Annotated in this window: 18 protein-coding genes and 1 other annotated feature; of the genes, 8 read left to right on the forward strand and 10 right to left on the reverse strand. The window is 35.8% G+C overall.

What is annotated here, in order from left to right:
• Positions 1 to 64 precede the first annotated feature (64 nt).
• The gene (locus MKX31_RS25755) at positions 65 to 505 is read right to left on the reverse strand and encodes a Dps family protein (RefSeq protein ID WP_001041897.1); all 441 of its coding nucleotides are present in this window, start codon (positions 503 to 505) and stop codon (positions 65 to 67) included.
• 267 nt (positions 506 to 772) lie between these two features.
• A complete protein-coding gene (locus tag MKX31_RS25760) occupies positions 773 to 2,206 on the reverse strand; it encodes an alanine/glycine:cation symporter family protein (protein ID WP_064476250.1) in 1,434 nt (477 codons plus the stop codon).
• A gap of 409 nt (positions 2,207 to 2,615) precedes the next feature.
• Between MKX31_RS25760 and MKX31_RS25765 the strand changes: the two genes are divergently transcribed.
• The 7 genes from MKX31_RS25765 (at position 2,616) to nprB (ending at position 8,635) form a co-directional block, all read left to right on the forward strand.
• The gene (locus MKX31_RS25765) at positions 2,616 to 3,113 is read left to right on the forward strand and encodes a cation:proton antiporter regulatory subunit (RefSeq protein ID WP_001026069.1); all 498 of its coding nucleotides are present in this window, start codon (positions 2,616 to 2,618) and stop codon (positions 3,111 to 3,113) included.
• The gene (locus tag MKX31_RS25770; protein WP_064476251.1) at positions 3,114 to 4,313 is read left to right on the forward strand and encodes a cation:proton antiporter; all 1,200 of its coding nucleotides are present in this window, start codon (positions 3,114 to 3,116) and stop codon (positions 4,311 to 4,313) included.
• 79 nt (positions 4,314 to 4,392) lie between these two features.
• Positions 4,393 to 4,986, forward strand: coding sequence for a DedA family protein (locus MKX31_RS25775; RefSeq protein WP_340981683.1), 594 nt, complete (start codon positions 4,393 to 4,395; stop codon positions 4,984 to 4,986).
• 137 nt (positions 4,987 to 5,123) lie between these two features.
• Complete coding sequence (locus MKX31_RS25780) at positions 5,124 to 5,558, forward strand: DUF3920 family protein (RefSeq protein ID WP_000422829.1); 435 nt, start codon at positions 5,124 to 5,126, stop codon at positions 5,556 to 5,558.
• A gap of 112 nt (positions 5,559 to 5,670) precedes the next feature.
• On the forward strand, positions 5,671 to 6,081 hold the full coding sequence (locus MKX31_RS25785; protein ID WP_000845460.1) for a MarR family winged helix-turn-helix transcriptional regulator: 411 nt from the start codon (positions 5,671 to 5,673) through the stop codon (positions 6,079 to 6,081).
• Between the two features lie 51 nt (positions 6,082 to 6,132).
• Positions 6,133 to 6,828, forward strand: a complete 696-nt coding sequence (locus MKX31_RS25790) for a pirin family protein (RefSeq protein ID WP_064476252.1) — start codon at positions 6,133 to 6,135, stop codon at positions 6,826 to 6,828.
• A gap of 157 nt (positions 6,829 to 6,985) precedes the next feature.
• Entirely contained in the window at positions 6,986 to 8,635 is a 1,650-nt protein-coding gene (gene nprB, locus MKX31_RS25795) for a neutral protease NprB (RefSeq protein WP_064476331.1), read from the forward strand.
• Between the two features lie 42 nt (positions 8,636 to 8,677).
• On the opposite strand, the gene MKX31_RS25800 is transcribed toward nprB, so the two are convergent.
• The 4 genes from MKX31_RS25800 to MKX31_RS25815 form a co-directional block, all read right to left on the reverse strand.
• Positions 8,678 to 8,995 (reverse strand): metal-sulfur cluster assembly factor, encoded by a 318-nt coding sequence (locus tag MKX31_RS25800; RefSeq protein WP_000082523.1) that lies wholly within the window; start codon positions 8,993 to 8,995, stop codon positions 8,678 to 8,680.
• 117 nt (positions 8,996 to 9,112) lie between these two features.
• Positions 9,113 to 10,804: a methyl-accepting chemotaxis protein gene (locus MKX31_RS25805; protein WP_064476253.1), complete on the reverse strand. Its 1,692-nt coding sequence runs from the start codon at positions 10,802 to 10,804 to the stop codon at positions 9,113 to 9,115.
• Positions 10,805 to 11,029: 225 nt separating this feature from the next.
• Positions 11,030 to 12,724 carry a methyl-accepting chemotaxis protein gene (locus tag MKX31_RS25810; protein ID WP_064476254.1) on the reverse strand — a complete coding sequence of 565 codons (1,695 nt, stop codon included), beginning with the start codon at positions 12,722 to 12,724 and terminating at the stop codon, positions 11,030 to 11,032.
• A gap of 412 nt (positions 12,725 to 13,136) precedes the next feature.
• A complete protein-coding gene (locus MKX31_RS25815) occupies positions 13,137 to 13,955 on the reverse strand; it encodes a class I SAM-dependent methyltransferase (RefSeq protein ID WP_340981685.1) in 819 nt (272 codons plus the stop codon).
• Between the two features lie 114 nt (positions 13,956 to 14,069).
• Positions 14,070 to 14,340, forward strand: a binding site (T-box leader).
• 50 nt (positions 14,341 to 14,390) lie between these two features.
• Between MKX31_RS25815 and metG the strand changes: the two genes are divergently transcribed.
• A complete protein-coding gene (gene metG, locus MKX31_RS25820; RefSeq protein ID WP_064476255.1) occupies positions 14,391 to 16,025 on the forward strand; it encodes a methionine--tRNA ligase in 1,635 nt (544 codons plus the stop codon).
• Positions 16,026 to 16,066: 41 nt separating this feature from the next.
• Here metG and MKX31_RS25825 read toward each other — a convergent pair whose 3' ends face one another.
• From MKX31_RS25825 to MKX31_RS25840, 4 genes are all read right to left on the reverse strand, one after another.
• On the reverse strand, positions 16,067 to 16,969 hold the full coding sequence (locus MKX31_RS25825; protein ID WP_064476256.1) for an EamA family transporter: 903 nt from the start codon (positions 16,967 to 16,969) through the stop codon (positions 16,067 to 16,069).
• A 139-nt stretch (positions 16,970 to 17,108) separates the two neighbouring features.
• Complete coding sequence (locus MKX31_RS25830) at positions 17,109 to 18,551, reverse strand: sensor histidine kinase (RefSeq protein ID WP_000201984.1); 1,443 nt, start codon at positions 18,549 to 18,551, stop codon at positions 17,109 to 17,111.
• On the reverse strand, positions 18,529 to 19,194 hold the full coding sequence (locus tag MKX31_RS25835) for a response regulator transcription factor (protein ID WP_000148838.1): 666 nt from the start codon (positions 19,192 to 19,194) through the stop codon (positions 18,529 to 18,531). The genes MKX31_RS25830 and MKX31_RS25835 overlap by 23 nt, the downstream gene beginning before the upstream one ends.
• 365 nt (positions 19,195 to 19,559) lie before the next feature.
• The gene (locus MKX31_RS25840; RefSeq protein ID WP_000735052.1) at positions 19,560 to 20,021 is read right to left on the reverse strand and encodes a L,D-transpeptidase; all 462 of its coding nucleotides are present in this window, start codon (positions 20,019 to 20,021) and stop codon (positions 19,560 to 19,562) included.

The raw sequence follows: 20,021 nt of genomic DNA on the forward strand, positions 1-20,021 counted from the left end.
GCTTCAAGGTCGAGAGCTCCAATGCCCTGCGATTCTGAGCAAGCCGCTTCCGCTTTTAGTTCTATTATTGATTCAAGAACGCACGTAGCATCCAAGCGTGTTTTTCTAGTTCTGTGTAGATGCCTAGTAGTAGGTCAGATGTCATTTCGTCATCAGAGTTTTGAGCGATTTCCATGCCTTTTTTCAGTTCGACTAGCATCATTTCGTAGTCTTTCATGATTGCTTCAACCATTCCTTCTGCAGTTTCGCCGTATGCTGCTTCTTGAATAGAAGATAGTTCTAAGTATTCTTTCATTGTTGCTACTGGTTTGCCACCAATTGCTAAAATGCGTTCTGCAATTTCGTCGATGTGAGTAGCTGATTCTGTGTAAAGTTCTTCGAATTTCTCGTGTAATGTGAAGAATTGAGGCCCTTTTACGTACCAATGGAAGTTGTGTAATTTTGTGAATAAAACGCTCCAGTCTGCTACTTGTTTGTTTAATACTTCGATTACTTGTTTGTTCATTATGATCAATCTCCTTTTGAGTTGTTATGTTATATCAATTACTAATTTATAATTATTATAATCTAGTAATTGATATAAATCAACCCTTTTGCTGGAATTAATTTGAACAAATTATGAACTGTTATAAATAAAAATCCCTATTACTGTGGAGTAATAGGGATTTTGTTTGATATATAGCTCTTGTTCTAAAAGAGCCGCTTTGGCTTTTAGATGTTATCCAGCTCTGGTGACCGATTGTTCTGAGCAAGTCACCTCCGCTTTTAATTGTTATACAGCCTTTTGCTTCTCTTCTATATCCTGTCCATCCCAGCACTCTGTATTCTGTAAACCAGGGATAGAACTTGCAATGAAGACAGGATCTTTTCCTTGTTTCTTTTGCTTTATATAGTCTACTAAGGCTGCGTATGCAAACTTGCTAAGGAATGAGATGGCAATTAAGTTTGTGAATACCATTAGTCCCATAAAGAAATCAGCTAAACTCCAAACCGTTTGAAGGGCAGCGATAGATCCGAAGAACACCATTCCGACAACTGCAACACGATAAATCAGTAACCATGTTTTGCTTTCTTTAATGAATGCGATGTTTGTTTCACCATAATAGTAGTTTCCTAGTAAAGAACTGAAAGCGAATAGGAAAATAATAATCGCTAAGAAAGTGCTTGCCCACGGTCCAATTTGTGAACTTAATGCTCGTTGTGTTAATTCAATACCTTCTAAAGTCGATCCTTTGTAAAGTCCAGAACATAATACGATAAACGCTGTTGATGTACATACTAAGAATGTATCTACGAAAACACCTAATGCTTGAACAAGTCCTTGTTTTACAGGGTGAGATACATCTGATGTTGCTGCTGCGTTAGGGGAGCTACCCATACCTGCTTCTGTCGCGAATAAACCGCGCTGAATTCCGAATTTGATTGCTGCTCCAATACCACCAGCGATAGCTTGGTCTAAACCGAATGCGCTGTTAAATATTTCTGTAAAAATGCTTGGTAACATATTGAAGTTGTTAATTACGACAAAAATAGCCACACCGATATAAATGATCGCCATTGGAGGGACAATCATTTCTGTAATACGTGAAATGCTCTTGATACCACCAAAAATAATAACTGCAACTAATAAAGCTAATAGAGCTCCTACGATCGTTCGCTCTAGTCCAAAAGCATTTTCAAACGCTATTGTTACTGTATTTGCTTGTACAGAATTGAAAATTAATCCGTACGCAACTGTAATAAGAAGTGAAAACCAAACACCCATCCAGCGTTTGTTTAATCCTTTTTCCATGTAATATGCCGGTCCACCACGGAACCTGCTTCCATCTTTTACTTTATAAATTTGCGCGAGCGTACATTCTACGAAACTAGTAGCTGCTCCAAGGATAGCGATAAACCACATCCAAAATATTGCGCCGGGTCCACCCATTGAAATGGCTAATGCTACACCAGCTAAGTTTCCGATACCGATACGTGCCGCTGCACTTAAGCAAAATGCTTGGAATGGAGAGATGCTATCTTTCTTTTTTTCTTTTCGATTAAACCCTTTACTAATTAAACTGACCATCTCACCGAAATGAGTAATTTGGACGAATTTTAATTTGAAAGAGAAATAAAGACCGAAGCCGATTAGCATTGCAATAAGAATATATGACCATAAAATATTATTCGTTACCTCAAGGAATCTGCTAAAGATATCAACCATATAATACACTTCCTTTTTTCCGTAATAAGAAAATTATATGCAAAAAATATACGAGAATCAATTTTTCTAAAAAATTATGTTACATAAACGCATTTTGTGTTATGATTATGTTACATCGTAATATTTTTAGAATTATTTACATTTTAAAAAACTAAATTTAAAACGAGAAAGAGGGGATAATTTGAAAGAAGAATCTTTATTGAATATAAGCCTTAAGAGTTTGAAAATGAGAAGTAATATATTTTTTATCATTACATCTTTAAGTATCTTTTTAGGAGCCACTTATTATTACAATAAAAGATTTCCAAGTCATAGGTATCCTGAATGGTTAGAATTTCTAAAATTGATTGGATGAACAAAAGACAGAAAAACAGAAAATTAAAATAAAGAAGTTATGGAGGAGCTAAATATGAATATTAGAGAAAGTGAACTTCCGGGTATTGGTTATAAGTTTCAAATCGTTACGAAAGGTAACGAAAAGATGGTGATTGTCATTCATGATGATGGGCGTAGAGAAATGTATCATTTTGATTCAGATCATGAAGAAAGTATCTCAAGTATTTCATTACGTGACTCAGAGGCGAGACAAATTGCAGCAATATTAGGTGGAATGGTATACAAACCTAGAGCATTAGAAAATGTTGAGATGGTCTTTGAAGGTTTAGCAATTGAGTGGTTTAAAGTGGAGAATGCAGCTCCGGCAATCGGAAAAACAATTGGCGACCTTGAAATAAGAAAAACATATAGCGTAACGATTATTGCAGTTATGAAAAAGAATATGAAAAAGCTGTTCAATCCAGGACCAGAAACGGTAATTGAAGAAGGCGATATGCTTGTAGTTTCAGGTGAGAGAGAAGAAATTAAAAAAATTATTAATGAGTTACTTTCGAATAGGGGGACTGACTAGATGGATACGTTAATTTTTGAAGTTGGTACAGCTTTAGTTTTAGTAGCAATTGCGGCGGTAATTGCTGGGAAGTTTAAATTCTCAGTAATTCCTTTTCTAATTGTTCTTGGAATGTTAGTAGGACCGCATGCACCGACAATAGGTGTTATTGATCTCAAATTTATTGAAAGTGCGAGTGTAATTTCCTTCCTTGGACGGATTGGCGTTCTGTTCCTTCTGTTCTACCTAGGACTAGAGTTTTCGATGAAAAAACTAATTAAATCTGGACGTTCCATTGCGATTGGCGGAACAATCTATATTTTAATTAACTTTTCACTTGGATTATTATACGGGTTTATAATGGGATTCCCTTTACTAGAAATCTTAATTATTGCGGGTATTATTACGATTTCTTCTAGTGCTATCGTTGCTAAAGTGTTAGTGGATTTAAGAAGAACTGGTAATAATGAAACCGAATTAATTTTAGGAATTATTATGTTTGAAGATATATTCCTTGCTGTATATTTATCAGTTGTCTCTGGTTTAGTTCTAGGGGATCATGCTTCCTTCCTAGGTGCTCTTACTTCAATTGGGATTGCTTTAGGATACATGCTTCTATTCTTTATTGTAGCTAGAAAAGCGACGCCGTTATTAAATAAATTGCTCAATATTAGTTCGGATGAAATTTTCATTATTGTAGTATTTGCTTCTTTATTCTTTATTGCAGGTTTCTCGGAAACAATTCACGTTGCTGAAGCAATTGGAGCACTTCTCTTAGGATTAGTTTTCTCTGAGACAGAGCATAGTGACAGAATTGAGCATCTCGTTGTTCCATTTAGAGACTTTTTCGGAGCTATTTTCTTCTTCAGTTTCGGATTAAGCATTGATCCGTTTTCATTAGGCGGAGCGATATGGTTAACGTTAGGTGCTGTCCTTCTTACAATCATCGGAAACTTTGTTGCAGGAATGATTGCAGGGCGACAAGCTGGATTATCTCATAAAGCGTCAACAAATATTGGATTAACAATCGTTTCAAGAGGAGAATTCTCCATCATTATGGCCAATATCGGCATCGCCGGTGGTTTAATGTCAGTCTTGAAACCATTCTCGGCACTATACGTGCTTATACTATCCATCTTAGGTCCACTTCTGACGAAAGAGTCAAAGAATGTATATAAATTTTTAAATAGAATCTTTAAGTGGGATACGAAGACTAACTAATTTTTAAAAATAAAAGTACAAGATATTTACTGCTTGTACTTTTATTTTTTGCAATGAAAACAGTAAAGAGAGGTACATGATGTTAGGAGAGTTGATTCATTCCGTTTTAGTTTTTCTAGAAGGACTTGGTTATTGGGGAATTATGCTTGGATTGATGTTAGAGGTTATTCCGAGTGAAATCGTATTGTCTTATGCAGGTTATTTAGTATCAACAGGAAGCATTACGTTTTGGGGCGCTGTCGCGTTCGGTACAATTGGTGGTGTAATCGCACAACTATTCATTTATTGGATCGGTCGGTACGGAGGAAGACCCGTCCTTGAGCGATATGGAAAATATATTTTAATTCAAAAGAAACATATTGATTATGCTGAAGATTGGTTTAATCGTTACGGAACTGGTGTTATTTTTACAGCGCGTTTTATTCCTGTTGTGCGTCATGCTATTTCGATACCAGCGGGTATTGCGAAAATGTCACATGCTAAGTTTATTATGCTAACTACATTAGCTGTTATTCCATGGTCAATTGTATTTGTATATTTAGGTTTTAAATTAGGAACAGAGTGGGAAAGTATTAATAAAGTAGCTGGGCCATATGTGAAATACTTTGCACTTGCAGCTATTGTTTGTGCAATTGGTTACTTTGTATTAAAAAAAATGATGAAAAAAAAGTGATTACGTAAAAAGAATCTATGCTGACATAGATTCTTTTTTTATTGTCATTTTTCGAAAGGGGAAAGAGTAGGTTTAATATTTTACATATTGTGGCATACATATAGGAAAAGGGAGTTTGGAAAGGGGATTATAGAGAAATGGAACTCCAGTTTCAAAATGTATATCAACAAGTTGAGAATTGGTATGTGTTGGATTCGGAGCTTCCTTGGGATGTCAAAAGGCTTAGAGATGATTTGTTTTCACTGATTGAAGTATGTAAAACACCAGTTGTTTTTTGTGATACGTGTGATGCGAATCATGTGCTTCTATCATTAGGAGAAGAAGAAGAGGAATTCTTATTCCCAGTAGGTGGTTTTTATCATAAAGAAAAACAATTAATTTTTGTTTGTATGTGGGAAGAGTACGAGCAGGTGCTCAAAACACTACTGCATGAGTTTCGTCATGCGATGCAGCATAAGAGAGAAGTATTGTATGTTGGAAGTGAAGTGTACGAAGATAGATGGATTGAGAAAGATGCGAGAAAGTTCGCGGAGAGGAAGTTAGATGAATATAAAAATAGAAAGTTAATGTAAAGCATAGTGGAGAAATGGCACTGTGCTTTCTTTGTTGATTACTAAAAGTAAGTGATTGACTTTTATGAAGTTTAGTTCTAAACTAATGGTATGAAATGAGCGAGGTGATAGAATGAAGACAGAAGATAGACTCGGATTACTATTATGGTTTCGTTTATCACGTTTTTATAACAAAAGTATTCGTGAGACGAATCAGCATTTGAAAGAATGGAATGTATCTGCCGCTCAGTTTGATGTGCTAGCTCAAGTTGGAGGACATAATCGTCTAACGCAGCAAGAGCTCGGAAATAAACTATTTGTTACGAAGGGAAATATCACGCAGCTATTAAATAAAATGGAGCAGCTGGAGTGGATTCATCGTGAACAAGAAGGTACTACAAAATATATTTCGTTAACAGAAAAGGGAAAAGCTTTATATGAAGAAATCGTCCCGCCTCAAGAAACGTTCCAAGCGGAGCAGTTTCAAAATTTAAATGTAGAAGAACAACATCAATTATTACAATTACTAAAAAAATTACAGTGAGAAAAATTTTTAAAATAAATCTTGAATTCGAGATAATATGAGGTGAAGGATATGTTTAGAAAAGTTGATCATAAAAATATGGGAAGAGCAAATCACGGTTGGTTAAATACACATTTTCATTTTTCCTTTGCGAATTACTATAACCCGAATAACATGAACTTTGGAGCATTGCGTGTAATTAATGATGACCTAGTAGCGGCACAAACTGGTTTTGATATGCATCCGCACCGCGATATGGAAATCATTTCGTACGTTGTAGATGGTGCTTTAACACATGAGGATAGCATGGGGAATCGCGGAACAATTGAGCGAGGACATGTTCAATATATGAGTGCTGGCACAGGTGTATTTCATAGCGAGCATAATTTAGGAAATGAAACACTACGTTTATTACAAATTTGGATTTTACCAGATCGTGCGGATCATAAACCAAACTATGGTGAGTTTACATTTGATTGGAGCAAGCGTGAAAATGAATGGTTCCATATGGTATCTCCAGTAGAAGGAGAGGCACCAATTCGTATTCACCAAGATGCGAATTTATATTCTTTATCGTTAGATGCTGGAAAAGAAATTCATTTCCCGGTGCAAGAAGGCCGTCAATTGTACCTTGTACAAATTGAAGGGAGTAGTGTAATAAATGGTGAAAATCTTGTTATGCGTGATGCAGCAGAAGCAGTAGAAGATATTCATATTGAAGCGAAAGAGCAATCACACTATTTAGCAATCGAATTGAAAAGACAATAGAACGTTTATGGAAAAGAGGACATCGAATTGATGTCCTCTTTTTTTGAGTGGAATTGTCAGAAAAAAACTTTCTCAATATTTAGAAAAAGGTATTAGCCCGAAAAATAAGAATTGTATAAAAGTGTCAAAAATCTTTATGGGAATGGGGAATGTTATAGTGAAAAAGCAAGTCATTTCATCAGCATTAGCGTTAACTGTTATAGCCGGGGGATTTGGAACATTTGGAGCAACGACAACGAAAGCAGAAGAACAAAAAATTCAATATCATCAAGAATTTAAAACACCTGCATACATAGGTGAAGAATGGAAAGCACCAGAAGGACTAGATAAAAAAGAGACGGTCTTTCAATATTTAGAGAGTAAGAAAGATATGTTTAAATTAGCAGGAAATATTGATAAACACTTCAATGTCGTTGGGGAGGAAAAAGATGCTGAATCTGGTACGACACATGTGAAGTTAGTTGAAAAACATAATAATATTCCTGTGTATGGTTCAGATCAGACTGTTACACTAGATAAAGAAAATAATGTAAAAGCATTCTTCGGACAAGTTATTCCGAATTTAGAGGATAAAAATATTCCTGCGTTTGCAAATATTAGTGCAGAGCAAGCTGAAACGATTGCAAAGGCAGATATTGAAAAAGAAGTTGGTAAAGTAAAGAATTATGACGGTGTGAAAAAAGATTTATTTGTGTATGAAAAAGATGGGAAGTACTATCTTGCATACTTAGTTAAAGCATCGATTTCAAAACCAGCTCCAGGATACTGGCATTATTTTGTTGATGCAACGAATGGAAATGTGATTGAGAAATATAACGCTGTAGATCACATTACAGGATTTGGTTACGGAGTATTAGGCGATAGACAATCATTTGAAATTGCTCAAGATGAGAAAACAGGAGCGTTCAACTTGTTTGATGGTAAACGAGGACAAGGTGTTCATACATTTGATGCAGAAAATATGGATGAAAACTTGTTTAACTTATTCTCACAATGGCTTGGATACACAGGAGAAGAAGTTGAGAGTAAATCTAAGTTCTTCGAAGATAAAGCAGCGGTTGATGCGCATGTAAATGCAGGAAAAGTATATGATTACTACAAAAAGACATTTAATCGTAACTCTTTCGATGATAAAGGTGCGAAGCTTATTTCTACTGTTCACGTCGGAGAAAGCTGGAATAACGCAGCTTGGAACGGTGTACAAATGATGTATGGTGATGGAGACGGTACGACGTTTATTCCATTATCTGCTGGATTAGATGTTATCGGTCATGAATTAACGCATGCTGTAACTGAACATACAGCAAACCTTGTTTATAAAAATGAGTCAGGTGCGTTAAATGAATCGTTATCTGATATTATGGGTGTCATGGTTGAGAAGAAGAGCTGGGATTTAGGTGCTGACATTTATACACCTGGAAAACCTGGTGATGCACTTCGTTCTCTGAAAGATCCAGCATCTATTCCAAATCCATTAAAACCAGGTGAAGGTTACCCAGATCATTACAATAAACGCTACACTGGAACAGCTGATAATGGTGGCGTTCATATTAACAGTAGTATTAACAATAAAGCTGCATATTTAGTATCTGATGGCGGAGAGCATTACGGTGTGAAAGTAACTGGAGTAGGCCGTGAAGCGACAGAAAAAATTTATTACCGTGCTCTTACGAAATACTTAACTGCAAACTCTGACTTTAAGATGATGCGTCAAGCTGCTCTGCAGTCAGCTGAAGATTTATATGGTAAAAACTCTAAAGCTGTACAAGCTGTAACGAAAGCTTATGATGCAGTAGGCGTAAAATAATAAGAGAAAAAGACCTGACTAGGATGTCAGGTCTTTCTTTATTTAATCGCGAATACCTAATGCGATTTTCGCCATACGTGACATGCGTTCTTTAGACCAGGGCGGATTCCAAACGACATTTACTTCTATTTCATTGACTTCAGGTACGTTCGTTGATAATACTTTTTTTACGTCTGATACAATTTGCCCAGCCATTGGACAACCAATAGAAGTCATCGTCATCGTAATGACAGCATTATTATTTTCATCTGCTGTAACGTCATAAACTAATCCAAGATTAACAATATCAACACCTAGTTCAGGATCAATAACAGCTTCTAAGTTTGCATATAACTTTTCTTCAAATGCTTGTTGTGACATGTGTAGCACCCCCTACATATTAATGATATCGGTTCTCATTATAACGGATATATATATATAATGCAGGGAATGAGCTCAAAAAAATATTCCTCTTGAAAGAGGAATATTTTTTGAAAGCTATTCAGTTTTGAAATGAGATACGAGTTGATCTAATTCTTCAACTGTTTGTTTCATTTGTTTAGCAGTTTGTGTCATCTCATTCATTGTAGTGACTTTTTTCTCAGCAGATTGTGCTGTTGCCGCTGTTTCACTAGACACTTCAGTCGAAATAGAAGCGATGTTATTCAGTGAAGCGTTCATTTCTTCAGCGCTTGCAGCCATTTCTTCAGCAGTTGCTGAGATGTCTTGCATTTGAGTAGATACTTTATTTACTTGTTCCACAATCGTTGTGAAAGAATTGCCAGCTTCACGAATGACATGAATGCCTTCAAATGCTTCAGAACGGCCTTGTGACATCATCGAACTAGCAGTTTCAGTGTCTTGTTGAATTTGATGTAGTAATTGGTTAATATCCGTTGCCGCTGTTTTAGATTGTTCAGCAAGTTTTCGAACTTCGTCAGCTACGACAGCGAAACCTTTTCCTTGTTCGCCAGCACGAGCTGCTTCGATAGATGCATTTAAAGCAAGTAAGTTTGTTTGTTCTGCGATATTAGAAATAGATTGTACAGCTGTATCAATATATTTCGTGTGGGTGATTAGACGTTCGACCACTTCTGACGTAGCATTTACCGCGTCGTGTATCGTTGTCATTTGTGAAACGGATTTTTGAATAACAGTACTTCCATCATTAGCTTGTTCCGATGTAGTTACAGCAAGTTCAGTTACAGATGAAGCTGATTCAGCAATACGCTGAACGCTTACTGCCATATCATCCATTGCAGTTGAGCTTTCTTCCATGCTAGCAGTTTGCGATTGAATACTTGCATTTAAGCTAGACATCGTGCTTTGAACTTTTATTGTTGCCTCACGTGATATATTCGTCTTTTCTAGCATATTTTCAGAAGCATTTTGTACTTCCACGGATGTTTTTTGAACACGATTGATGATATGTTGTAGGTTTTCTAACATTTTATTAAATGATGTTGCAATCGTACCAATTTCATCGTTACTATTTACTTGTAGGCGGGCTGTTAAGTCACCTTCTTGAGATGATAATTCTTTTAGTTTACTATCGATTTGTTGAATTGGTTTTACAAGTTTACCAGAGAACCACCATGCAAGAATCATAGCTACGATAATACAAATAACAAGTGATAAGAAGACAACATATTCAATTTGTAGTGAAGATTGATCAATTTTTTTGATAGATTGATCACGTAACTTAGCTTGTTCATTACTGTAATTTGTGAAGTCACCAATTACTTTATAAACAGTACCATTTTCTGCATAAGCTACTTGTAAAGCCTCTTCCCACTTTTGTTCTTTTGCAAGAGTGAAAACTTTTTCTTCAATAAATTTTCTCCAAGTCGATCCTGATTCCATTGTATTTTTCATGGACTGAGAAACATTTGGATTAGAAAGAAGTTTATCTTTTGAATCCTCCAGACGTTTACTCATCTCATTAAACTTGTCTAATTCGACTTGATCATGTTGTAATAAATAACCTCTTAAAGCAGAAAGTTGTACTTGATAAGCATCTCCACGTTCTTTCAATTCTGTTGCCAAAGGGGAAATTTCTTTTTGTAATGCTTGAGCTTGACGAGATTGATCAATAGTAAAAAATAAAATAAAAGCTAAGGCAATGCCAAATAAAGCGCAAATCGTTCCCATCATAAACATTAGTTTTTTTCGAATGCTAATAAAATTCATATGATAAAAAGCCTCCTCTGTGAAATCTTAGTATTAGAATTAATTGATGTAAAAAATTGAAAGAAAGCTTTACTCCTTCTGGAATAAAGCTTTCTTCTTTCCTTTAGGAATTATAGCAGACGGAATGAGAGATAGAAAGAGATATTTTAAAGTAAAAAAAGAGAGATTGTAAATCCCTCTTTTTAATAGTTTGTAGGTCCTAGAAGTATAAATGAAAGTTTCGCTTTAAACGTTTGTTTTGAAATGAGAAACGAGAACTTCAAGTTCTTGTACAGTCGTTTTCATTTCAGAAGCTTTTTTAGCAACGACACTCATTTTGTTTACTTGGTCACCAGCCGAAGTTGCTGTTTGTGATGTTTCGGCGGCAACTTCATTTGAAATAGAAGCGATGTTATTTAAAGCTGCATTCATTTCTTCTGAACTTGCGGCCATTTCTTCAGCAGTTGCAGACATTTCTTGTATTTGTGTAGAGACTTTGTTAATGTGGTTAACAATTTCCGAGAATGAAGATCCAGCGGTACGAATGACTGTAATTCCTTCCGAAGCCTCTGACTGACCTTGTGTCATCATTTCATTTGCTATTTTTGTGTCAGCTTGAATTTGATGAAGTAAATGGTTAATGTCAGTTGCTGCTAGCTGAGATTGTTCAGCAAGTTTTCGTACTTCATCGGCAACAACGGCGAATCCTTTTCCATGTTCGCCAGCACGAGCTGCTTCAATTGAAGCATTTAAAGCGAGTAAATTCGTTTGTTCCGCGATATTAGAAATGGATTGAAGTGCAGTATCAATATGATTCGTATGTGTAATGAGTCGCTCTACTACTTGTGATGTAGCGTTAACAGCTTCGTTAATTGTATGCATTTGTGTAATAGATTTCTCAATGACTTTATTCCCACTATCTGCTTTTTCTGAAGTTGTAACAGCTAGGCTAGCAACAGAGGAGGCAGATTCTGCAATACGCTGAACACTCGTTGTCATATCGTCCATTGCAGTTGAACTTTCTTCGATACTTGAAACTTGTGAACGAATATTATACGCAAGAGCATTCATAGTTTCTTCGGTTTTGGCTGTATTCTCCATAGAAGCAGTGGTTTCGATAAACACATTTTCAGACGCTTCTTTTACACTTGTTGATGTTTGTTGCACTTGTTTTATGATACGTTGTAAGTTAGCGAGCATTTGATTAAAGGAATTGGCGATATCACCAATTTCATCTTTACTCGTTACGTGTAATCTAGCAGTTAAATCGCCATCTTGAGAGGCTAATTCTTTTAATTTCTCATCAATTTGTCGTATCGGTTTAACGAGTTTACCAGAGAACCACCATGCTAATAAAATAGATGTTAACGTACATGTAATAAGAGAGAAGAAAATAATATATTGAATAAGAGATGAAGAAGACTCTACGTCAGCAATTAATGCGTCACGTTTATCATTTTCTTCATTTGCATATTTAGTAAAACGGCTTAAAAGATCGTTTACATAATCGGTTTGAGCTAAAGCGATTTTGGATGCTTCGTCCCATTTTCCTTCGCGAGCGAGAGGGAGGGCTTCATTATCTATGACGCTTCGCCATTTTGCTCCCATTAAAATCGCTTCTTTCATTCCTTCTGGGAGTTTTTTATCACTTGTTACTTTCTCTCTAGTATCAGCAAGTTTTTTTCCTTCTCGGTTGAATTTATCCAATCCTTTTTGATCATGTGACAGTAAATATTCTTGTAAACCGGCAACTTGTGCTTGGAACCAATCACCACGTTCTTTTAAAATTGTTGCTCGTTTAGATACATCATTTTTTAACGTTTCAATTTCGCTTGCTTGGTTCATAGCGAATGAAAGAATAACAATAAGAGCAATACTAAATAAAGAAGAAATGCTTAAGAGTGTGAACAGTAGTTTTTTGCGAATACTAACATATTTCATCGTTATCCCTACCTTTAAAAACTATTTATTATGATTTATAAATATTAAGAACGACATTAATAAAAACACCATTATGAAGTTATTAATCTGTTCAATGAAAATTATAGCAGATAATGGAAGATGGCAGATTGATAAGAGGAAATGTTCTTAAAATGTATACATTTGTATATCAAAAAATTCATAAATAAAAATGAGAAATGCTATTGTAATTTGAAATAACATCATGTATACTTCTAATTAGTTGATAACGATTATCAGTATCAACTACGAACATTACTCTTCGTTATGTTGGTCATACCCCTTTTTGACGACGTAAGTCAGAGACGAAATGTTGAAATATCTTGTGTCCTATTCTACAGAATTATGGTAATCTCCAACCTCAACTTATATGCGTGAGCATGCAAAAAGGATCCTATCCGTGAAGGGATCCTTTTTTGCATGCTGTCGCAATTAATGTATATAGACCTGGTATATGTTCTTCAATTCCTTCCGGTGCAGTAGGAGGGAAGACCCACCTTTGATGAGACCCGTGTTCTTCAATTAGTTTTTCAACTTTAAAATGTTCTTGTGCAAGTGTTGTAATAATTTCTCCTAGCGTCCAGCGACGGATGGTTGTTTTAGGCAATGATTCTTTCTGCGCTTCTGTAAGAAGGATGCTATAAGCCACATCATCTTCAATCAATTCTTCATCGAAATAATTTCCATTGGCCCGAAATGATGGGTGGTCTACTCCTAATAATTTCGTGTAAAAAGGATGATAGTCACGAAGGATAAGCGTTCCATCTCCTTTAAGCATGGTAGCAATTTTTTGAAAGAGCGGTTTTAAATCTAGAAAGTAATGGAGTACACCAAGTTCCAGTAATACGATATCAAATGATTCGGAGAGCTGCACATTTAGTACATCAGAAACGACATACTGGATAGAGACACCTGCTGCTTCCGCAAGTTCATTTGCATATTTTGCATTACTTGCTGAAATATCAACAACTGTTACATCAGCGCCTAAAAGAGCGAGAGCAACGGCTTTATTTCCTTTTGACCCGAGTAAGTTAATAATACGTTTTCCTTTTGGAGATTGTATGTAAGGTAAATAGTGTTCTACTTCGCGCACGGGATCTTTCATAAGCTTTTTTGCATAATCGGCTGGTGCCCCGTGGCGATTCGTCCAAGCTTCATAAGCAGCTGCATTCCAGCTTTTTTCATTACGCGTGCTTAGTTGTTTTTGATTCAATCGTATCACTCCTTTTGTGAACGTATATTTATTCTGCGGGAGAAGGGAATTTCCTTTTTTTTTTGAATTTAAGTTTGATTTTTCTGCAATTAAGTCGTAAAATACGTGTTATATATAAAAGCGTTGAAAAGGAAAAGTAGAATGAAATCATTCTGTCCAGAGAGCTTCGGTAGCTGAGAAGAAGCAAGAATATTCATTTGAACAATGGCCTTTGAGCTTCGTCCTGAACTTATCAAATGATAATAGTAGGCGGCGACGAGAGTTGGTACTCGTTATCAAAACCACAGTATAAGAGCATATAGCTCCGTACTTGTTAAGGCTAATTATGTGAGTAATTGGCGAAATAAGGTGGTACCGCGACTGTTTATACAGCCCCGCCCTTATCTTTTTAAGATAAGGGCGGGGCTTTTTTATATTTAAAAGGAGGAATGTAAGATGAGTATTTTTATTGGAGGCGCTTGGCCGTATGCAAATGGTTCGTTACATCTTGGACATATTGCGAGTTTGTTACCTGGAGATATTTTAGCACGTTATTACCGGGCAAAAGGTGAGAATGTGTTGTATGTTTCGGGAAGTGACTGTAATGGAACACCGATTGCAATTAGGGCAAAACAAGAAGGTGTGACGGCGAAGGAAATTGCTGATAAGTATCATGAAGAGTTCCAGCGATGTTTTCGTAGCCTTGGTTTTACGTATGATTGCTATACACGTACAGATAGTGAGCACCATCATGAAACTGTGCAAAATGTCTTTTTACGTTTATTGGAAGAAGGCTATATTTATAAAAAAACAGTGGAACAAGCGTATTGTGAAACGTGTACGCAGTTTTTACCTGATCGTTATGTAGAAGGCATTTGTCCACATTGCCATGAAGCAGCAAGAGGAGATCAATGTGATGCGTGTTCAGCTATTTTAGATCCACTCGATTTGTTAGAAAAGAAATGTAAGTTATGCGGTAGTACGCCATCCGTACAGGAAACAGAGCATTTTTATTTTGCATTGCATACATTTCAGCAGCAAATTAAAGAGGCAGTAGAAATCGCAAAACAAGAAGGAACATGGCGTGACAATGCGATTCAGCTAACAGAGAGATATGTAAAGGAAGGATTACTAGATAGGGCCGTATCACGTGATTTACCAATCGGGGTACCAATTCCAGTAGAAGGGTATGAAGATAAGAAAATTTACGTATGGATTGAAGCAGTGACAGGATATTATTCGGCGAGTAAACATTGGGCTGAAGAAACAGGGAAAGATGATCAAGAGTTTTGGGATAAAGAAGCGAAAACATATTATGTGCACGGAAAGGATAATATTCCGTTTCATTCCATCATTTGGCCAGCAGTATTGCTTGGAATAGGAGAAGGAGCAATTCCTCGTCATATCGTTTCAAATGAATATTTAACAGTTGAAAAAAGAAAGTTATCTACAAGTAAAAACTGGGCAGTATGGGTGCCTGACATATTAGAACGCTACAATCCAGATTCTATTCGTTACTTTTTAACAGTAAATGCACCAGAAAATCGTGATACTGATTTTTCATGGCGTGAATTCATTTACAGTCATAATAGTGAATTGTTAGGTGCATACGGGAACTTTGTGAACCGGACATTAAAGTTTATTGAAAAATATTATGATGGCATTGTGCCGCAGGGAAGTATTGATGTAGAACTGAAAGATAAAGTAGAAGGATTATATAAAAATGTAGGAGAGTTGATTGAGCAAACTACATTTAAGGTGGCGCTAGAAACAATATTCGATGCCGTACGTTTTGCAAATAAATACTTTGATGAGAGGCAGCCTTGGAAACAAAGGGAAGATGATCCAGTTTCATGCGAAGAAACGATTTATAACTGTGTGTATCTTATCGCTAATTTTGCAAATCTCCTTGAACCGTTTTTACCATTTTCAAGTGAAAGAGTTAGAAACACGTTATCGATTGTGAACCGAAATTGGGAGCCTCAAAATACGTTGCCGAATAGAATTGATAGTGTGCAACCACTATTTGAACGAATTGATGTAAAACAAATCGAGCATGAGATAGAAAAGCTATATGGAGCAGTAAAGTGAGATAGAGAAAAAGACCTTTCAAATCAATGAAAGGTCTTTTGTTACGCACTATGCACGCTACTATGTTTCTTTTCTTTCCTAGCCGTAAGCATCTGAGGAATAAAAATGCCAAGTAGTATAAAGAGTATCCCAATCCACTGCATGAAGGTTACGACTTCATGTACAAGTGTAATAGAAGCGATAATGGCCGTTGGTAATTCAGCTGCTCCTAGTATTGTACTAAGTCCTGTTCCTACTTTCGGTACACCAATTGAAAAACAAATGACAGGTACGACAACGCCGAACAATCCGAGGAAGAAAGCGTATTTCCAAAGACCGGCTTGCAGGGCACCATCCGTTAAAAAGGTTGGCGGGAAGAATAGGCATACGATAAGAGTAGCACTTGTTGTCATAAGAAAGCTTTTCGTATAAGGCGGAACTTCTGTAGCAACACGCCCGCTTGCAAAAACATAGAATGAAAAAGAGACAGCGGCTAATAGACCAAAGATAATACCTTTCGTGGAAAAGTTTTGTCCGAGACCTTCAAAGACACCGCCTGCAAACAATGTTCCAGTAAATAAAATAATGATAGATATAACTTTCTCACGGCTTGGTAATGTTCGATTAGCGATTGCTTCTATAACTACACCAATCCATGTGAACTGGAAGAGTAGGACAACAGCGATAGATGCTGGTAGTTCTTCTACAGAAATAGCGTAGAAGATACCAGTCATACTCATTGTTGTGCCAACTGTTAGTAAGGAAAAGAATTGCTTTTTTGTTACTTTATGACGTGAAACGAAAAGAACGAGCAGAAGAAGCCCAATCCATCCGAAGACATATTGTCCTCCTAATAGTTGATGTGCTGAAAATCCATCAATGAATCCGAGTTTGAAAATCGTTGAAAGTACGCCGTAGCTACAAGCTCCGAATAAAACAAGTAATGAATACTTAAATTTCTCCATGAAAATCCTCCTTTTAAATAATAAAAAACGCCCGCTATCCAAATAAGGACAACGGGCGAACGAAACAGAGTAAGACACTCTACAAAATTCCGCCACTCATACGAAGTATGAATTTGGGGTATGAAATTGTAGTAGGTTTTTACATTGCTTTTGGAAATACAATGGAGCATTTTACACCTTGAGGTGTGTTTTGTATCCCATAAGGAAACTGATGCTTATCTAGTATTTGTTTTACAATGTATAACCCAAGACCACTACCTTGTACTAAGCCGTGTTTGTCAGGGTTTGCGCGATAGAATGGTTCAAATAAATGGGCGAGTTTATCTTCATCTATTTGTGAACCTGTATTTAGTACTTCTAATGCGTAACCGTTTGGCTTTTCATAAAGCTTTATATATACATGCTGATGGTCAATTGTGTAATGAATTGCATTTGAAATAATGTTAAAAATAGCAGTTTGAATAAATTTAGGGTCAGCTAAAATTTGTACATCTTGCTTAATGTTAGATTGAACATTTAATTGCTTTACAGATACAAAGTAATCTACTTTCTTCATAACATCCTCAATAATAGTAGTTAATGAGATAACTTTTAAATCAGGTTTAAATTGAGGGTTTTGTATTTTGGATAATTCCGACATTTTTTCCGTTAATATGTTAATATCTTGCATCATTTCATAGGAACGTTTTAAATATTTATCTCTATCTTTATAAGCTCCAATTCCGTGAATCATGCCATCTAGTTGTCCCATAACGGCTGCGATTGGTGTTTTTAATTCATGGGATACCATAGACATAAATTCTTTACGAGATTGTTCTAATTGTTGTTCTCTCTTGAGCTCGTTTCTTAAATCTTGATTGCTTGCATGTAAATTCTTCACGATATTTGGGACCTGTGAAGCAGCTACTTGTAAATTAAAATCAGTTTGGTCTGTATTTTTGTTAAGTAGCTTTTTATCTGAGAAATCAAGATTCATAATATCTTTTAAAGCATCGCTCATAAATTGAAAAGGTTTGGCAATTAGTTTTGTATAAATTAAAGATCCGAGTAAAGATAATGCAAGCATTGTCGCGCCAATATGTGGAGCTAATTGCTGCAGTACATCTGTTAATTTTGGATTATCTTGTGCATCATTTGTTTTACTTGCTGCATTTTGTTTATGTAAGGCATCATTAGTAGCGACTTGCTTTTCCATCTCTGTAAGTGGAGCAGAAGTGCTATTTTTCCCCGTACTACTTTGTGTATGTTCTTTTGCTTTTGCAGTTTGGCTAGGCTGCAAAAGATGATTGATAGCTGTAGAGAGTGATTTATAATCTATAATAGAAGATTGGAAATTAAAAATGTCTCCCTGTGATACAGCTTTATTTTGATTCGTTTTACTTTGGTCGTTTTGTTTGTCTGAATCCGCTTGTTCTGTAGACAGCGCTCCATTTTCTTTTGCAAAACGTTCTTTATCGTAGTTTGAAGCTAGGAAGTAAATAATTTGATAAAGACAAAGTGATAAAAGAATACAAAATAATAAGGTTTTGATGAAAATATTTTTGGTGATGTTGTCTGTGCTACGATTCGATTTTGTAGCCAATGCCTTTCACCGTTTTAATATAAGGAATCCCTAATTTTTTTCTTAAGTTTTTAATATGTGTATCTATAACTCTTACATCACCATAATGTTCATAGCCCCATACCTTATTCAGCAAATCACTTCTTGATAATACTTTTCCCCGATTTTGCAGTAAAGTATAAATAATTTCAAATTCCTTTGTTGTTAATTCAATTTGATTACCATGAACATAAGCGGCATATGCTGTAGAATTTAACATCAATTCACGGAATTGTAGTATAGTTGCGGTTTCTGCTTCCTTCGTTGCTGCCCTTCTTAATACAGCTTCTACACGTTTAATAAATACGGTGTAATGAAACGGTTTCGTAATATAGTCATCAATACCTAATTCAAATCCTTTAATTTCACTTTCTTCATTATGTAAGCCTGTTAACATAATAATCGGTACATCAGATTGTCCTCGCATAATTTTACAAATACTATAGCCATCTATATCTGGTAACATCACATCAAGGAGGACAAGATCGTATGAATTTTTTTGGAAAAGAAGTATACCTTCTGTTCCAGCGCCAACGACATCAACGGTAAAGTTTTGTGCCATTAGAAATTCACGAATTAGTTCTTGTATATCTGGGTTGTCTTCAATCACCAGTATATGCGTCATAGTAACACCTCCTAAATAACGCTTTTTACTGCAATATTCGAATTCATCATTTTTCCGATGACTCAGATTGTTTATACATATAATAAGCCCCCGCCATAAAATAATCATGAAAGTAGCAAGGGGAGTTGTTTTAGTGAAACTGAATATTTAAGAATTACAGTAATTCTATTATAGTATGTATTGTAAAATTTATAAAATATTATAACTGTATAATTTTAATATCCATGTTTATCAATGTTTAGATGTTACTTAATACAATCTATCCCTATTATATATGTAAATACAGTTGTTTTGCTACTGTAAATGAAGAAATAAAATAAGCCAAGATATAAAATTCTTGGCTACACGTAAATCGTGTTGTTAGGTTATTTTACAGTGACAGTAGCCTGCTGGGGAATACGCTCAAATAACCAGTGTATATCATTGTTATACATACGAATGCAACCTAGTGTTGTCCATTTGCCAATTGCCTGATTATTGTTCGTACCATGAATCGCATAAGTTGTTCCGTAAGTTCCTGCCATGTTTAGTCCGAGCCAACGGTCACCCAGTGGATTACGTGGATCGCCGCCTTTAATTTTGCCTGTATAATAAGGACGATTTTTAATTTTATTTACGATTTGAAAAGTACCTTTAGGTGTAGGAGTAGCTGCTTTTCCAGTAGCGACAGTAAAACTCTTTATAAATTTTCCATTTTGATAATAATCCATTTTATTTAACTGCGTGTTTACAATCAGTTGATCGTTCGTTGTAGCTGCCTCAGCATTTGTGAATGGAATAGTTAAAAATCCTAATGATAATAGTGCGCTTAATAATAGTTTTTTCAT

The sequence above is a fragment of the Bacillus sp. FSL M8-0063 genome (assembly GCF_038005545.1).
Classification (GTDB): domain Bacteria; phylum Bacillota; class Bacilli; order Bacillales; family Bacillaceae_G; genus Bacillus_A; species Bacillus_A wiedmannii.

What these genes read in the sequence shown, in the direction of transcription:
- MKX31_RS25755 (WP_001041897.1), bottom strand. Translation starts at nt 505, where the DNA reads ATGAACAAACAAGTAATCGAAGTATTAAACAAACAAGTAGCAGACTGG.
- MKX31_RS25760 (WP_064476250.1), bottom strand. Translation starts at nt 2,206, where the DNA reads ATGGTTGATATCTTTAGCAGATTCCTTGAGGTAACGAATAATATTTTA.
- MKX31_RS25765 (WP_001026069.1), top strand. Translation starts at nt 2,616, where the DNA reads ATGAATATTAGAGAAAGTGAACTTCCGGGTATTGGTTATAAGTTTCAA.
- MKX31_RS25770 (WP_064476251.1), top strand. Translation starts at nt 3,114, where the DNA reads ATGGATACGTTAATTTTTGAAGTTGGTACAGCTTTAGTTTTAGTAGCA.
- MKX31_RS25775 (WP_340981683.1), top strand. Translation starts at nt 4,393, where the DNA reads ATGTTAGGAGAGTTGATTCATTCCGTTTTAGTTTTTCTAGAAGGACTT.
- MKX31_RS25780 (WP_000422829.1), top strand. Translation starts at nt 5,124, where the DNA reads ATGGAACTCCAGTTTCAAAATGTATATCAACAAGTTGAGAATTGGTAT.
- MKX31_RS25785 (WP_000845460.1), top strand. Translation starts at nt 5,671, where the DNA reads ATGAAGACAGAAGATAGACTCGGATTACTATTATGGTTTCGTTTATCA.
- MKX31_RS25790 (WP_064476252.1), top strand. Translation starts at nt 6,133, where the DNA reads ATGTTTAGAAAAGTTGATCATAAAAATATGGGAAGAGCAAATCACGGT.
- MKX31_RS25800 (WP_000082523.1), bottom strand. Translation starts at nt 8,995, where the DNA reads ATGTCACAACAAGCATTTGAAGAAAAGTTATATGCAAACTTAGAAGCT.
- MKX31_RS25805 (WP_064476253.1), bottom strand. Translation starts at nt 10,804, where the DNA reads ATGAATTTTATTAGCATTCGAAAAAAACTAATGTTTATGATGGGAACG.
- MKX31_RS25810 (WP_064476254.1), bottom strand. Translation starts at nt 12,724, where the DNA reads ATGAAATATGTTAGTATTCGCAAAAAACTACTGTTCACACTCTTAAGC.
- metG (WP_064476255.1), top strand. Translation starts at nt 14,391, where the DNA reads ATGAGTATTTTTATTGGAGGCGCTTGGCCGTATGCAAATGGTTCGTTA.
- MKX31_RS25825 (WP_064476256.1), bottom strand. Translation starts at nt 16,969, where the DNA reads ATGGAGAAATTTAAGTATTCATTACTTGTTTTATTCGGAGCTTGTAGC.
- MKX31_RS25835 (WP_000148838.1), bottom strand. Translation starts at nt 19,194, where the DNA reads ATGACGCATATACTGGTGATTGAAGACAACCCAGATATACAAGAACTA.
- MKX31_RS25840 (WP_000735052.1), bottom strand. Translation starts at nt 20,021, where the DNA reads ATGAAAAAACTATTATTAAGCGCACTATTATCATTAGGATTTTTAACT.